This is a genomic window from Gilliamella sp. ESL0441, from assembly GCF_019469185.1.
Taxonomy (GTDB): domain Bacteria; phylum Pseudomonadota; class Gammaproteobacteria; order Enterobacterales; family Orbaceae; genus Gilliamella.
The window spans coordinates 162,344-178,223 of sequence record NZ_CP048264.1; the positions used below are offsets into that span (position 1 = coordinate 162,344).

Genomic DNA, 15,880 nt, shown 5'->3' on the forward strand with positions numbered 1-15,880 from the left:
TAAAATGATATTTTATTAAATAAATTCAATAATATAAATTAAAGTAATGCCACTTTATTTTTAATAAGTGTCTTTTCCAATAATATGAATTTAAAGTCTAAAATACTCATTATTGCCATTTACGGTGATAAGCACCCAATGTCGTTTGTGTTCCTTCCGACACAGAGCCTAATGTATCCATCCAATGTTGTTCAGCTTGAAATGATTGTGGGTTTGCTTTATAACGGTCAATTGCTTGTCGCCATACTTTGGTTACTTGCTCAACATAAGCTGGACTGCGTTGACGTCCTTCAATTTTGACTGATGCAATATTGGCAGCAAATAACTCGGGTAATAGCTCAATGGTATTTAAACTGGTTGGTTCTTCAATTGGATGATAAAGCTGTTCTCCAACAAAATAACGTCCTTTGCATAGGGTTGGATAACCGGCATTTTCACCTTTTTTATGACAATCAATCAATACGTTATTCAAACGAGATTCAAGACCTTTGTCGGTCTCTTCCCATCGCACAAATTTAGCTGGAGAACATGCCCCAACCGTATTAGGTGATTCACCTGTTAAATAAGACGATAAATAGCAACGTCCTTCAGCCATTATACATAAACTACCAAAGGCAAAAACTTCTAAAGGGACGGGAGAAACTTTTGATAACTGTTTAACTTGATGCATCGACAGAACACGAGGCAATACAATACGATGAACCTGAAAATTATTATAATAAAACTTAATTGACTCTTCATTGGTTGAAGAGGCTTGAACGGAAACATGGCGTTCAAGATTAGGGTACTTTTCGGCAGCATAATCAAGCATAGCAAGATCAGCAATAATTAACGCATCAGCACCAATGTTAGCAGCGGTATCAACTGCATGTTGCCAACGCTGAAAATTTTCAGGATGTGCAAAAGTATTTATCGCAATATGCAATTTTTTACCACGTTTATGTACATAATCAGCGGCTTCAATTAATCGCTTTTCATTGAAATTTAAACCAGCAAAATGACGCGCATTAGTATCATCTTTTAAACCAATATAAACGGCATCAGCACCATTATCGATGGCTATTTTTAGTGATGGCAATGAACCTGCTGGACAAAGAAGTTCCATAATAATTCCTAACTCCTGTTTTGTATTTGATACGCGTGTATTATGCAATAAATTATGTTCTAATGCGAATAGAAAGCGATTTTCTAAATGAAAAATTGAATTCAATCAGGCTACCTGTCACCATTACCGCAAAAAAGGCAAATTAATTGTTGAATTTGTAAAGTCGATCGCATCGATAAGAATATAATTAGTTTAATTCTTCCGATCTATGTCACAGAACTGAGCTAAATTGTTATTTGAACGTCACGCTTCTTTACTAGATAATATAAAGCTCTACACTATCTACTAATTTTTTTATTGTTTTTTTCAAGTGATACTAATTGATTGTTATCTTTTAAAAAGAAAAACTGATGTGTAAAATCATAACCAGCAACAGAAAACATCAGTAATGAAGGATACAAAAATTGACATAATGGTTTTTCTTTCATTGCATTTCTTACAGCCAAATTATATTTATCAAAATTTAATTGAAGTAAATTACCATCGATATATATAAGCTCTTGTTTGTCTGATAAATAATATAATGATTCATATAAATTTCTCCTCAATGTTTTTGAATAACCTCTCTTTTTCAATATTACCTTTAACATCAGAATAACTCATTAATTATGCCTTAGAATAGTTATCTTCATTTAAATAAATGATCAAAATAAGAAATAGTCATCACATTATAAGGATCCATAAAACCGTCATCATCAAAATCTATTGATAAAAAAACTATCAATTATTTTGTAGAACAGCTTGTTGATGATATCCAATGCGATTTCACTGGTTACAGGCTATAATCCCTGTCACTATCGAGGATAGAATGATTATCATGTACAAGACGAAGCACAGGGACTTAGCAAGACTGGCTAAAAAGAAGGATGAATAGATAATAAAACAAACAGTAACATTAATCAGCACAGATTAAAGGAATTGATGCACCGCAAACTTGCTAACCACAACTGACTTACACGGAGTTAACTATGGCTAAGAGATATACTACGCTAAAATCAACCACAGACAAAGCACTGGCACCACAACACAATGAGCGATTTTATACCGTGGGTTACATGCATCGAGGCACAAACCTAACTCTAGAACACAAGTGATTATTAAAGGTAGTTAGAGCAATTCAACTTTTATGTTTGTTGCCTATTATCATTAAAATCAAGCAGGGCAAGTTAGTAGTATAACTTTTATTGTAAACTTGAACAAAAAATAGTGTTTTATATAAAATATCAAAGTTGTTAAAAAATAACTTATCCCTTTTAATAGATTAATACAACCAATCTAAAATTAAATTATTTATTGAGGTCTATTTTAAGCTAACTTGTTTTTAAAAATTTTCAATATTATGAATTATTCGATTGATTATTATTTCATTTGAAATAACCACTATTTCCGAAGATTTATTATCTTCATCTCCTAATAATATAAATACACATCCATGTTTGTTTAGAACAAAGTCAATGTAATCAGAGTAATCATATTTTTTAATAATTTCTTCAAATTCGTCTAAAAAATTTTTTTGTATTATAAAAAAGAAACCTCTGTCAACATTATATGAAACACTTTTTATTAGTTCTTCTATTTCATTAGTATTTTCTAGATTTAAAAAAACAATGCCACTCATTTTCAATTTGTCCTGTTTTTCTAATAAGAACTCTTTTTTATGAGTCAAAAATGAATAACATTTCCCCCATAAATTTGCGTATTTTTCATTTTGTGAATCTTTGAGAAACCAATAACCTTTATATTTTAATATTTTGCTATTGTCCTGTAATGGTACAAATTCACTATAATATCCAAGATAATAATTTTTCATATCTAAATGACATGCATCAATTAATTTTAACAAAATATCAGTATAACCATGTTCGCGATCTTGATATTTTTTTTCTAAACTCATAGCAGGAAAATCTTTAGATAATTTTTTTACATAATCAAAATTTAAAACATCATTATCACTTCTAATATTTTTAGTTTTTCTAAGTTTAAAATCAATAATCATAATGATTTCCTTAAGAGATAGTTATCATGATTAACCAACATTCTATGGTAAAACTCTGCGAGAAGCTTTGCAACGTCATTACACCTTTGGCTACATCAACGTCCGCCACAAACTCGAATCCACACAGGCTCGCACCAACTACAACAAACACCCAGACACTTAAAAGATAATTGGCTGGAGGCGATGGGATTTAAAACCGGACAAGTGATAATTATTACCGTTAAAAGGGCAAATTAATTGTCCAACTTGACAAGTAGATTACCTAATAAAAAGGTAGTTTATTGTGAACTCACTACCTAAGTCCATTCTAAAGAACCATCATCCAAAACCCAGACGGCTTCTGCCGGACAAGAATCATCAAAAAACCAATAATCATCCATTAATTTTTGTTTATCAAACATTCCATCCGCCGTTTTTGGAAAAGCGTCATAAAATAATTTTATTTGATCGTCTATTGAACCCGATAGAAGATGTCCATTTTTTGCTAACTTAAGACGCCCTTCTTTTAGTAATCTATGAACAAAATAAAAAAATAACGCTTTTCTTTTTTGGAATGGAATCTCGTTTCCAGTAACTTTTAAGGACGGCAACATATTTGGTGCAATATACGCCCATAACCCATTTAATGATTGTTGTTCTGCACAATCAACCACATAGTTATACTCAGCTTCTTTAATCATATTTATAATTTTCTCACTTAAATTTTATTTCAGCTTTATTAAGTCCATTATATAATCTTAATAACGTTGGGTTATTTTTAATATCAATAGTCCAACGAGCGCCCGTATTTGAATTGGATACATTTCTTAATGTAATATTAGTTCCATCTTGAAGACGTGCGGTATAAATACCATCTTTAACCTTTGTCAAAGGTTGTCCAGCTAATTCCTCTGCATAATTATATATTTGTCTATCTGACAAATTTTGGCTATCATATATTCTTGTCGAGTAACGATTTCCGCCATTTTGTCTAATTAATTGTCCATCAATCTTTAAATCAGTTTTAGGATTATCTTTATTATAAATGTCTTTTAACTCATCAAATCGTTTTTGTTGCTTTTCATTTTGATATTTTTCATTATTTTTATTGCTATTATTATCTTCATCATCTGGTGGTAATCCTGGTGCGCCACCTATTGCAATACTTCCTGAACCAGTAACTGGATTATTAATTGCGGGTTCATCATTTGATAAATCATCATCAGATTTTATAAGAACACCATCTCTTCCCGTCGTCAACCATTCATTAAATGAATTTTTAGCTCCATCTAATGCACCAGTTTCTTCTGCTAAAATTACACTTCCTACCAGTACCCCACCAACAATTGCACCGCCGCCACCAGTCATTGTCATCTCACCTGGGCGTAATTTGCAGGAGGCTTCAACACACAAATAATTATTCTCAACCGCATTCTTGCCTGCTGCTATACCCGTGCTGACATCGCCTACATCACCGCCTACACTGGCTACAGCCAGTCCGGTGGCAAGTTGGGCTAAGGCACTGATATTTTCTTTTTCAGCTTCGGTTAAGTCTTTAGCCTTTTTACCATAGAGCTGCTCGCGAATGATATCCGCAGCAAGTTCTCCGGTTACAGCACCGGCACCGCCGGCTAGTCCTGAGTTACCTTGTAGTTCAGCTACCACGGCACCCAAAATCGCATGGGCAATAAGATTACCGGCGACATCATCGGTCTTCCAGTTTCCGTTTTCTTCCTTATGACCGGTATGCTTTTTGATTTGCTCCGCGACCCAAGGTGCACTTGCGCCAGCCAGTCCGCCCGTGATATCACCGGTGATAATGCCGGTAATTATTGAGACCGCTGAGTCGACACCTTTACTAAAATCATTGCCCATTTTGCCGTCAGAAGACGTTTTACCCGCATCTTTATGAATGCTTTGCTCTAACTCTTTAACCTGACTACCTAACTCTTTTAAACTGTTTACAATTTGTTGTCGGTCCAACTCTTTTTGTTTATCAAAAATAGGTTTAAGCGTGTTATTCGCATGTTCAGTATCGTGACTTAAATCATTGATATTTTGAACCTGATTTTCTTTATCACGAATGATTAATTCACCGTCACTTATCGCCGAGTGGGTAATACTTGAGGATTTATCGCCGTGGTGATAAATTTGTGGCATTCCCCCATTTGGTGACCATCCACCGCCACCCTGGCTCATTCCCACCGAGCCGGAAACGCTACTGACCTCATATTCTGCTTTGTTTTTGATATCGGTAAAACCAATGGTGCCCGTGTCTAAGCGATTTTTTGATTTATCCGCATCGGATGCTATCACCGCACCATCGAGCTGAGTGTGGTTACCAACCGTAATATCATACCCGCCACTGCCGGCAATAATTCCTGACTGCGCATTAACGGACTGGTAGTCACTTTTCATCTTGTTCTGACTTGCACTGACACTTGCCTGACTGGAGCCAAAGCAGAAAGGTGGCACACAAATACTGGCGCTGGCGCTGACCGTTGTATGTTTGGCATCGAATTTTTCTTTATCCTGCTGACTGCTTATCGTTAAGTCCCGACCCACATTGGCAGTGACTTTGTTACCCGCTAGCTCTGCACCCTGTAAAATGACATCCCGACCACTTTGGATATTAAGTTTGTTGCTCGCAGTGATAGTACTGTTATGATTGATATCATTTGAACCATTCTCTTTGCCTTTTGACTGACTCGCGCCCAGCTCTAACGAAAAGCCGTTTTGACCGCCGATGAGTCCAAAACCAACACCCACACCATAATGACTACTTGAATCCGTATTTTTCACTTTTTCAGTGCTGTGTGCAGATGACAGTTTGATATCATTGCCCGCAGTAAGGTTGATATTTTTACCAGTGATATCGACACCTTTGCCCTCAATGTTCTCCTTGGCATTGATATTGACATTTTCACCGGCATGAATCACTGTGCCTGCCTGAATCTTATTTTTGTACTCACTTTTTTGTTTCGAATTATCCGCTGTCGCACTGACCGTCACTTTAATTAATGACGGGCTGGTTCCAGTGCCACCTTGACCGCCATCGACATTCGGTTGCAGGTCATTTTGAGACATATTGACTTGTGCCTGCGCCATGTTCACGCCGGCTTGTGCTGCATAAATTGCCGATAAACGTTTATCGTCTTTGTTCTCGTAAGATTTAGCCGCTTTTTCTATTGCCTGTGCCGCAGCAACTGCATAACCGGAGCTCGATACCGTCACACCATATTGTCGGTTACTGCTTTCTGCTTTTCGGTGGGTATTATCTTCACTGGTGTCTAACACGACGTTTTTACCGGTTAAGTCAACCGATTTACCCGCCGTAATATCTGTCCCGGATAGTTTGATATCTTCACCGGCATGTATATTAATATTGCCTTTTGCACTGCTAATTTCACTGCGGACATTATTTTGTTGACTTCTGTCCTCGGTATTTTTATAACGCGATTCCTGCCAGCCGACCGTTCCACTGTAGCCATCGCCTCCCAGCTCACCGACTACTTTATGATTCCCTTTATTTTCCTTATGGATTTCGTTTGTTCCTGCACTGACTATCACATGACCTTTAGCCGCCTGAAGATTAATATCATCCTGCGCAATTAAGCCACTACCCGTGACATTGATACTGCCTTCCTGACTGTTGATATGAATATCTTTTGCCGTTAATGTCGATGAATTTTGTGCAACAATATCGGAATAACTTCGGCTGCTTGAACTTTCACTGCCATACGGTATAACCTTGGTACCATGATTTGGACTGCCATGAATAAATCGCACGGTTGACCCAGCCGTGGTTGCACCGGTGGTGATACTCGAGCTCTTCTCTTTACTTTTACTCTTCTCAATTTGCCGGTCTGCCGAAGTCTCAATTACCACATCCCGATTAGCATCAATAATGATGGATTCGTTGGCGGTTAACTGACTACCCTGAACAATAACATCACCTTGTGTGTATCGACCTTGTGCATCTCGCTCCTGACTTTTGTTGGCGTGTAACTGAATGTTACCTGCCGCAGTCAGGGAGCTGCCATGTTGGTATTCCCCGTGTAAACTTGATTCACTTTTGCTTGAAGAACGGTTAAAGGATATAGGTAGCTGCGTTGGTGTGGCAATATCCATACCTAATGCGGCTTGTTCACTTAAAAAGAATTGCTTACCTTTATCGACTTTACTGCCATGCGATTTAAAGATATCGTGAGTATTACGCACACTATCGAGTATCGGATTACTCATTGATATCCCAATACCGGATGATTTGGTCTGGGATGTCTTTTTCTTATCAACGGTATCCTGACCCGGAATAATGGCAATATTTTCACCACTGATATCAATATGACCGGTAGCACGTTTATCATCGCCCTCAGCCCGGCCGGCAATAATATCACTACTACTTATTGTCACTTGTTTTCCGGCTGAAATCACCACGTTCCCGCCAGATGTGCCGACCAGACTGGTCGCTGAAGAGTGATTGACTTCGTTGGACATCGAGGTCGACTTACTTGATTGTGAGCCTATATTGACGCCTTTGGCGCTGGTCGTTACCCCTGATTTTTTATTTTTCACTTTTTCGTATCGGTAATAGGTCTCTTCTGCTGCATCAATGGTCACATTGTTGCCGGCATTGATGCGAACATCTTTACTTGCCATAACCTGACTACCGCTCACCGTTAAATCATGACCGGCATTGAGTGTCACACTCTCACCGCTCAGACTGCTACCAATGGCCGTTTTATTATGCTCTTCACCATAGTGTGAATATTTGCTTTTCGAAAAGGTTGATTTCGAGCTCGATTTGGCGCGTGCTTCCTGATCATACGTCGCCTGTCCAGTGGTGATATCAATATCATTTCCAGCCTGCACGCGGATATTGCCTTCACTGTAGATATCGCCGGCTTTTACCTTCACATCATGCCCGGCTTTCAGGGTTAAATTACCGGCCGTACTGATAGATGAGCCCACCTCCTGCGTCCACTCGCGGCGGTCATAGTTTTTGCTGTTTAGCGTGTAATCGGTGGCATGACTGATGGTTTGGGTACCCAGAGATATATCGTTCCCCGCAATTAGCGTAGTCTCCTTACCGTTACTGATAATATCCGCCGCATTAATGTTAATATTGCGCTGACCGGTTAACCGTAATGTCCCTTCTTTGTCAGATACATACACGGTTGCCGTGTTATCTAACCAGCGCTCTTTGCCGGACTGATGTTGTTCCGTTGTTAAAATAATGTCCCGACCGGCATAGGCATCAAGCTCAGTTTTTGCCTGCAGTAAACCACTTTGGTTAATAATATCCTGTTTGGCCTCTAACCAGACACTGTCGCCGGCAATCGTTCCCCGGTTAATGATATTATGACCACTCGCCGCTATCTTATCCCCGCTAATCACACCCTGATTATTGATATCCTCTTGTGTCTGAATATTCACCTGACCAGCATGCACAACATTCCCTTGCAGGTTAACGCCGGTATGCTTGCCCACCAGATATAATTTAGGCACGCTGACCACTTCCACCCGACCATCCGGTAACGTGATAGCCTGATTGACCATCCACACCATATCCGTGGTTAATGCCGCCATCTGCTCTTCGCTTAAGGTAACCCCCGGTTGCAGCTGATATTGTTTGCTATATAACTGACCGGCTAAGAGTAAATCCCGGTACTGGTCATCACTGTTATTATAACCGGACAGGTAACTTTTACCGGTCAGTGCAATCAGCTGGTCCTGAATCAATTTCTGTTCATAGTAACCATCACCTAACCGTTTTTGTAAACTGTCAGAATCAATAAAATCTAAGCTACTTATCCATTTTTTACGGTTAGTAAAGCGAGGGTCAGTTTCAATTAAATATAAACTCTCTTTTTCCGGTCTGATTTGAAAAATGGTATTATCCGGCAATTTAATCGGCACCACCGTTGGGTACTGAACAAATTCCGGTGGTAATACCGTTACCCCCTGTTTATCAGCAACGGTTGATACCGGGGAAAGCTGGGTGTTTTCCGCCACCGTTAACGTGCCCAGTGACATCGCTTCAGTGGTATTAACCCCTTGATAAGCGCTGTATTTCTGTTTAATTTTCCAGTCACTACTATCTTTATTTTTATAGTGAGAAATCCTTCCGCGATTTTCATGACCTTTTGAATCGACCTCTTTAATCCAGCGTTCACCTTTGGTTTCCAGATTATCAAACTGCCTTGCATTAATTTGCATGGTCTGACCTGAAAGCAGTTGGCTGTCCTGATTGGTCACCACATCGCCCTGAATGATCAGATTTTTACCGGCCTGTATTTTGGCTGGGTCCTGATTGAGCAGCTGGCTTTCGTAAATAACCCGGTCATAGAAATACTCTATAAAATGTTTACTGTGCCCCAGCCCCTTGACATAAAATCTAACCCGATTATTTTTTTCATATTTAAGATAGCCTTCATCGGTCTTTTTGCCATTTTCATCAATAATATAGCGAAATTTACCTTCACGATTGTCACTGATGCGGTAACGTTTTTGATTTCCACCAATACAACTGACTCTATTTTTATCACCTGAGCACCATTCATATTCATGATAACTTTTGCGGTCAACCTCAACCGGGCTGCTGATTTTGACATATAAGTCCCGGTTATCTAACTTATCCGCCGCTAAATAGAGGGAGCCACCGGCCTCTATTGTGGCACTGTGGTTACTGACCTGCTGACTGCGACCGGTCACCCCTTGTGTGCTGGCTTGTCCGCCAATAAACATCTCACCCTGACTTAATAATAATGCATGGTCTTTATTCAGCAGCTCCCGGGCACCGATAAGTAACCGGTCACGGGCACCAATCACCGGCGCCACCGAGCTGGCAGCGGACTTCAGGTTAGTCAGCTTGCCGGTATTAATCACCACCGCATCCCCATAAATACGACCGCTGTCGAGATTATTGAGCGTATCGGTCTGAATATCAGTCAGCCCGCCATCAATCACACCATAATTAGTTAATTGGGTAGTTGAAATCCGGGTACTGCCCCCGGCAATATCGCCATCCTGCTGATTATTAAGTTCACGGGCGGTCAGGGTTAATTGCCCCCCGGATTTAATTTGTGACTGATTGTCAATGCGGCCACTGGCAGTAAGGGTTAGCTGACCATTGGCCAGAATGGTTTGTTGATTAATCCAGTCAGATACCACCGTCAGGAACATATCCTGACCGCTTTCTATACGACCGTTGCGATTACCGGCTAATGTGTGGCTGCCTATTTTTAACGTCGAAAGCGACGATATTGTTCCGTCCTGATTATTCAGCGTATTCAGATACGCCTGAGCAAACCCGGCTATTGTTAACTGCCCCTGACTTAATACCTTCCCTTGCTGATTATCAAGATGTTGCGTGGTGAGATTAAGTGCGGTTTTACCAAATAAGGTTCCTTCCCGGTTATCTATCGTTGACCCGTGGAGAGTCAGCGCATCGGCACTGAGTGTGGCGTGTTTTGCCGACACGCCGTCAATGCCATGTATCGTTGCCTGACCGTCAACATACACACCGGCATTATCAAGATTGACAGCACCCGCACGGGCATTTAATGTTAAGGTATCACTGCTTAGCTTAAGCCCCTGTCCGTCAATGGCTTTCGCGCTGATAATCGCGTTTTTCGTCGCCTGCACCGCACCGTGTAAATGCATGTGCTGCCCAGCCCTTAAGGTTAAATCGCCACCCTGTGGCACTTCACCGTCAGCGGTTACGCCACTGGCCATTAACCCGGATTCGGTTTGGACAATGTCATTAGCCGTCACAACAATATTCTTTTTGGCCAGTATGCGACCTTCCTGTTTAAACGTTTTATCACTGCCAAGTGCGATATCACCATGCGCCTGAATATTGCCTGAGTTATTCAGGTCTCCACCGGTGTTAATCTGTAAGTTGGTCTGACTGTTAATCACCCCGGCATTACGGATGTTATCCGTCGCTTTGAGCGTTAAGTTTTCCTTGCTCAGTATCTTACCGCTATTGCTTACCTGACCGGTGGTACTGACCTGAAGACCGGCTTGACTGCCGATTGACCCGGCGTTAGTAATGCGGCCTTTTGCCTTAACCGTCATATTGCCCTGACTGACCCATGTACCGGTATTGACGATTTTACCTTCCGTTGTCAGGCTAAAATGACCTTTACTGCTCCCTAATTCACCGGCATTACGAACCCCAACCCCTTTCTCGGTGCCCACCATCTGGATTTTACCGGCATACATCCCGCCCAGTGCTGACACATCCAGTGCCACTTCCGGTTTTGGACTGTTATCCTCCGCTAACGGCGTGATAGTCTGTGCATTGCGGCTGACTTTATTACGACCGGTCACCACATTTAAATCATTGGCCCATACCGCCGAATTTATTGACACTGAACGGGCAATTAAATCCGTGTAACTTTGTCCGGTGCTGTCGAGCCCTTTACCGGCTACCGAAATATGCCCCTGCTCAACCTGATAACCGGTTAACTCTCCGTTGTCTATTATCGGTTTACCTGTGGTGAGCGTGCTTCGGTCTGCGTTAATAAAACCACATCCGTGACAGCTAATCCCGGACGGATTGGCGATGATGACCTGCGCTTTTTGACCGGCAACCTCAATGACCCCATTTAACTGGCTCGGGTTACGGGAGTTGACTTCGTTTAAGATGATTTTTGCTGAGCCTGTTTTTAAGTACTCATTACCTTGTACATAACCGCCAATCTGAGTTTGAGTGATTTTGCCGCTGTTATTTAAAATCACCCCACGCTGTGAAACATCAAACTGCTTGTATTTATTATGAGAAAGCCCTTTTTTGTTTGGCGTCTGAATATTGACCTGCGTGACCCCATTCGCTGCCTGAATAACCTGCGCCTGCTGCGTTTTCTTTGCCTGCGGGTCGGCAATAATTTGACTGCCATGAGCCGGTAAAGAGAGGGTGACAAACCCGAATGATATCGACATCAACAAGGTAACCGGTTTTAATGTTGCCAACACGGATTTAGATAAAGTCTGACCTAAACCTGATGTTGATTTTTCGTGACCGGTAGGGGTTTTTGCTATGTCAGCCACCACCATCTGCATGCCACGTTTTTTATTAAAGATAACCCGATATAAATCCTTATTCATGCTAATACCCTTATATAACCTTATACTGTAATTGTTTTGTTTATTATTGTTTTATGATGTTATTGTTTTTCTGTTAATCTATTGTTGTTTTGCTAATGTTTTCTTGAGTGAGTTATTGGCTGACGTTGTCCGGGACTAATCCTCTAAATTTGCAACGTCAGGCAATAAGATTAAAAACTCCAGTTAAGTGAAAAGCCTAATGTCATTGGATTAGTTTTAAATCCTTTTGGCTTACGAACAGGCATGCCGGCAAACAGGTCATAGTACATGCCAAAGTTACTGCCACGTACCCCCACCACACTGCCGGTTAAATGCCGACCTAACAGATATTCACTTTTTGCCCCGGATACTTCACCGGTATCAAACCCTAAATACGGCTCATGATTTAACGGTGCCTGCCATGACAACTCATTACGGACATACCAACCGCGGTCAGCTTTTAACGTCAACTCGCCATCAAAGCCACGTACACTCCAGCGTCCGCCAATCGAAAATTGGTCAGGTGAAGTTAAATTCCCTTTGCGCGTATATTGTCCCTGATAATCCAGACGATACCGGAACTGTTGTGAGCCCAGTGTAAAAGGAATGTTGGAGGAGAAATTAACGGAAATAATTTCCGCTAATGGAGTGATATTGGCCTCCCGGTCATACTCTTCCGGTGCCTTTTGGGCATTAAACCATCGTACCCCTTTTTGGAAAGAGACGCCGGCATCAAAAACCATATCATTGACATAATGACGATGTTGCAGTCCCAGCTGCCAGTAAGTCGTTTTTCGGCGCTGGATTTCAATTTCATTATCATCAATATAGTTATGCGATTGCTTTAATGTGATGCCATAATTAAGGGTGGTTTTTTGCGATTCATTTCGATGAATGACCCGACTTAACTGGAAATTGGCATTACGGCTGCGACCACTGTATTTGTAATCAACGAGTTGTCCGGCGACGGTTTGATGGTATTTATTCCCCGATAACGAGGCACTGAATAACCAGTAGCCAAACGGGACGGAGTAAGAAAACAGAAAATTCCGTGAGCCATATTTACTTTTGCCACTTAAATCCCGACCACCGGTGACATAAAAAGCATCACTTAACGATAATAAATTATCTAAATATAAAGTCACGCCACCCTGGTCTCGCCCGGTGCTTTTGGTCCCTGAATCATCGACTGATAAGCCTAAACGCCACATCTTAGACTGTTTTCGGCTGATAACAATATCACTTTCACCCGGTTTATCGCCCGGCACCAACTCCATCTGTGCGCTGACGGTTGGCAAACGTTGCAGATTTTCAAGTCCCTGCTCAATATCACGTAAATTCAGCGATTGTCCGGCATGTGCGGGCATAGCGGTGTATAACTGTGCATATTTATCACTCTCAGGGGCATAATGCACGTCACGAATTTTCCCTTCGACTAATAATAATTTCAGTTCACCCTCGTTTAGGTCTTGTTCTGGAGCAACCACCCGGGTTGTGATATAACCATAACTGATTAAGCGATCTTGAATCGCACTCATTAACAGGTTAATCCCTTCCGCCCCTAAACAGCGCTGCTCGGCTTGCTGTGCTAATTTTTTTAAGGGAACAAACCAAGCTAACTTATCACGTTCAACCAAATTAACTTTTTGAATATTGAAGCATAAAGGCTCCTGAGGGAATTGCATTTCCCCTAAGCTATCAATCGGTGGTAATAAGCGAATATCTGGCGAGGCAGGCGTTAATGTTTCCTGCAAGGCTTTATCATGCTCTTGCTGACGAATAAGCTGATTATCACTGAGGATCTTTAACCCTTCAGGCGGTTCAGTAGCAAACAGAAACGGTGAGACAGAGCAGAGTAAAACTGAGACGGGTAAATAAACCTTTAATAACGAATCCATAACAATACTTATATTATTTTAACAATAATCACATTCCATTGACATTGAGCTATGTTACTGTAAAGAAGATTGATTTGTCTACAATTATTTTATGCTTAATAATCAAAAAAAGAGGTTTGGAATAATTATTAGATTTTATATGTTAATTCTTTGTAAATTAGAGTGAGATAATTTTAAGTGTGATTGATTTAAATGAAGCTATCAATAACTACTATCTGTAAACTAAATTTATTATTAACTCTATAAACTATACAACATTGTTTCTCTATAAGCAGAAATTAATCTAAATTTAAATGTTTTAGCCTTCAATACCAACTTAGACTGGCAAAGAATAGGTAAAAGCTTTATACTAGCCGTTATATTGAGTATGGTAATTCCATACCGATTTACTCCGTTCTTTAACATCATCAATTGGAAGAAAATTATGCATCCGATGCTTAATATTGCTATTCGTGCTGCTCGCAAAGCAGGTAATGTTGCCATTAAGGCTTATGAAAATCCTAGTTCAATCGAAATTGATACTAAAGGTGCTAACGATTTTGCAACCAACGCAGATCGTGCTGCTGAAGCTTTAATTATTGAAACAATTAAAAAAGCGTATCCAGATCACACTATTATCGCTGAAGAAAGTGGTCTTGCTAAAGGTAGCGATGCCGATACGCAGTGGATAATCGACCCAATTGATGGTACCACAAATTTTATTAAGAATATCCCACATTTTGCTGTGTCTATCGCTGCTCGAGTTAAAGGTAAAACCGAAGTGGCAGTGGTTTATAATCCAATGAGCAATGAATTGTATACTGCTGCACGTGGTAAGGGTGCTCAGCTAAATGGCTATCGTATTCGTGTCAGTAATGCTAAAGATTTAAATGGAAGTATACTGGCAACCGCATTTCCATTTAAAGCGAAACAATATAGCGATAGCTATTTTGCAGTTTTACAAAAATTATTTACTAAATGCGGTGATTTTCGTCGCACTGGTTCAGCAGCATTAGATTTGGCTTATGTGGCAGCAGGTCGTTTAGATGGATTTTTCGAAATCGGTTTAAAACCTTGGGATATTGCGGCAGGTGAACTCATCTTACGTGAAGCTGGTGGTGTCATTACCGATTTTGCCGGTGGTAATAATTATATGGTATCTGGTAATGTTGTGGCTGGTAATCCACGAGTTGTGAAAGATTTATTAGTGTCTACTCAAAACGATTGGCCAGAAAAATTACGTAATTAATTTCTATTATGAACAGCGTTGTAATAACGCTGTTTCCTCTTATTTATTGCTTGTCTTTTTGATCACTAAGAAAAAGTAATTGATGCAAAGCATCTTGTATTAAAGTGATTATTGTTTAGGTTGGTCAGCTATTGCTGCCATTGTACAATTGATATTTAGTCCTTGGCGATTTAAACAATGGCTTCCCCATTGATACATTGCTTCTAATACAGGTTTAATACTTTTGCCAAAATCTGTTAAGGAATATTCTACTTTTGGTGGGACGACAGGAAACACTTTTCGGTTGATTAATTGATTGGATTCGAGTTCACGTAACTGCTGAGTTAACATTTTTGGTGTGGCGCAAGGAATTTCTTTTCGTAACTGAGAAAATCTTAATGTTTTGTTTGTCATCAGTTTCCATAAAATTAATGATTTATATTTACCTCCAATCATATTGATTGTTGTTTCAACCGGACAGTGAATAACAGATTCCAAGCTTTGCTCGTTGTTATAGGTTTTAACTAAATGATTTTTCACTTAATGCCTCAATAGTATCTTTTTGGATAGTATATATCAAAAAAGTGCATTCTTGTTATTCG

10 protein-coding genes are annotated in these 15,880 nt (G+C 40.1%); 3 read left to right on the forward strand and 7 right to left on the reverse strand.

What is annotated here, in order from left to right; translation table 11 throughout:
* Positions 1 to 109: 109 nt before the first annotated feature.
* Positions 110 to 1,105, reverse strand: coding sequence for a peptidase U32 family protein (locus tag GYM75_RS00750; RefSeq protein ID WP_255556881.1), 996 nt, complete (start codon positions 1,103 to 1,105; stop codon positions 110 to 112).
* Between the two features lie 278 nt (positions 1,106 to 1,383).
* Positions 1,384 to 1,695, reverse strand: coding sequence for a hypothetical protein (locus tag GYM75_RS00755; RefSeq protein WP_220216318.1), 312 nt, complete (start codon positions 1,693 to 1,695; stop codon positions 1,384 to 1,386).
* A gap of 378 nt (positions 1,696 to 2,073) precedes the next feature.
* Between GYM75_RS00755 and GYM75_RS12290 the strand changes: the two genes are divergently transcribed.
* Positions 2,074 to 2,199, forward strand: a complete 126-nt coding sequence (locus GYM75_RS12290) for a hypothetical protein (RefSeq protein ID WP_255556797.1) — start codon at positions 2,074 to 2,076, stop codon at positions 2,197 to 2,199.
* A 227-nt stretch (positions 2,200 to 2,426) separates the two neighbouring features.
* Here GYM75_RS12290 and GYM75_RS00760 read toward each other — a convergent pair whose 3' ends face one another.
* Positions 2,427 to 3,101: a hypothetical protein gene (locus GYM75_RS00760; RefSeq protein ID WP_220216319.1), complete on the reverse strand. Its 675-nt coding sequence runs from the start codon at positions 3,099 to 3,101 to the stop codon at positions 2,427 to 2,429.
* A gap of 117 nt (positions 3,102 to 3,218) precedes the next feature.
* On the opposite strand from GYM75_RS00760, the gene GYM75_RS12345 reads away from it, so the two are divergent.
* A complete protein-coding gene (locus tag GYM75_RS12345) occupies positions 3,219 to 3,338 on the forward strand; it encodes a SymE family type I addiction module toxin (RefSeq protein ID WP_220217263.1) in 120 nt (39 codons plus the stop codon).
* A 59-nt stretch (positions 3,339 to 3,397) separates the two neighbouring features.
* Here GYM75_RS12345 and GYM75_RS00770 read toward each other — a convergent pair whose 3' ends face one another.
* The 3 genes from GYM75_RS00770 to GYM75_RS00780 all read right to left on the reverse strand — a co-directional run bounded on the left by GYM75_RS00770 (position 3,398) and on the right by GYM75_RS00780 (position 14,071).
* Positions 3,398 to 3,781: a DUF596 domain-containing protein gene (locus tag GYM75_RS00770; RefSeq protein ID WP_220216320.1), complete on the reverse strand. Its 384-nt coding sequence runs from the start codon at positions 3,779 to 3,781 to the stop codon at positions 3,398 to 3,400.
* 13 nt (positions 3,782 to 3,794) lie between these two features.
* Positions 3,795 to 12,194, reverse strand: coding sequence for a hemagglutinin repeat-containing protein (locus GYM75_RS00775; protein WP_220216321.1), 8,400 nt, complete (start codon positions 12,192 to 12,194; stop codon positions 3,795 to 3,797).
* A gap of 170 nt (positions 12,195 to 12,364) precedes the next feature.
* Complete coding sequence (locus tag GYM75_RS00780) at positions 12,365 to 14,071, reverse strand: ShlB/FhaC/HecB family hemolysin secretion/activation protein (protein ID WP_220216322.1); 1,707 nt, start codon at positions 14,069 to 14,071, stop codon at positions 12,365 to 12,367.
* Positions 14,072 to 14,495: 424 nt separating this feature from the next.
* On the opposite strand from GYM75_RS00780, the gene suhB reads away from it, so the two are divergent.
* Positions 14,496 to 15,299 carry an inositol-1-monophosphatase gene (gene suhB / locus GYM75_RS00785; protein WP_220216323.1) on the forward strand — a complete coding sequence of 268 codons (804 nt, stop codon included), beginning with the start codon at positions 14,496 to 14,498 and terminating at the stop codon, positions 15,297 to 15,299.
* 108 nt (positions 15,300 to 15,407) lie between these two features.
* On the opposite strand, the gene GYM75_RS00790 is transcribed toward suhB, so the two are convergent.
* Complete coding sequence (locus GYM75_RS00790; RefSeq protein ID WP_081299091.1) at positions 15,408 to 15,734, reverse strand: helix-turn-helix domain-containing protein; 327 nt, start codon at positions 15,732 to 15,734, stop codon at positions 15,408 to 15,410.
* Between the last annotated feature and the right edge of the window lie 146 nt (positions 15,735 to 15,880).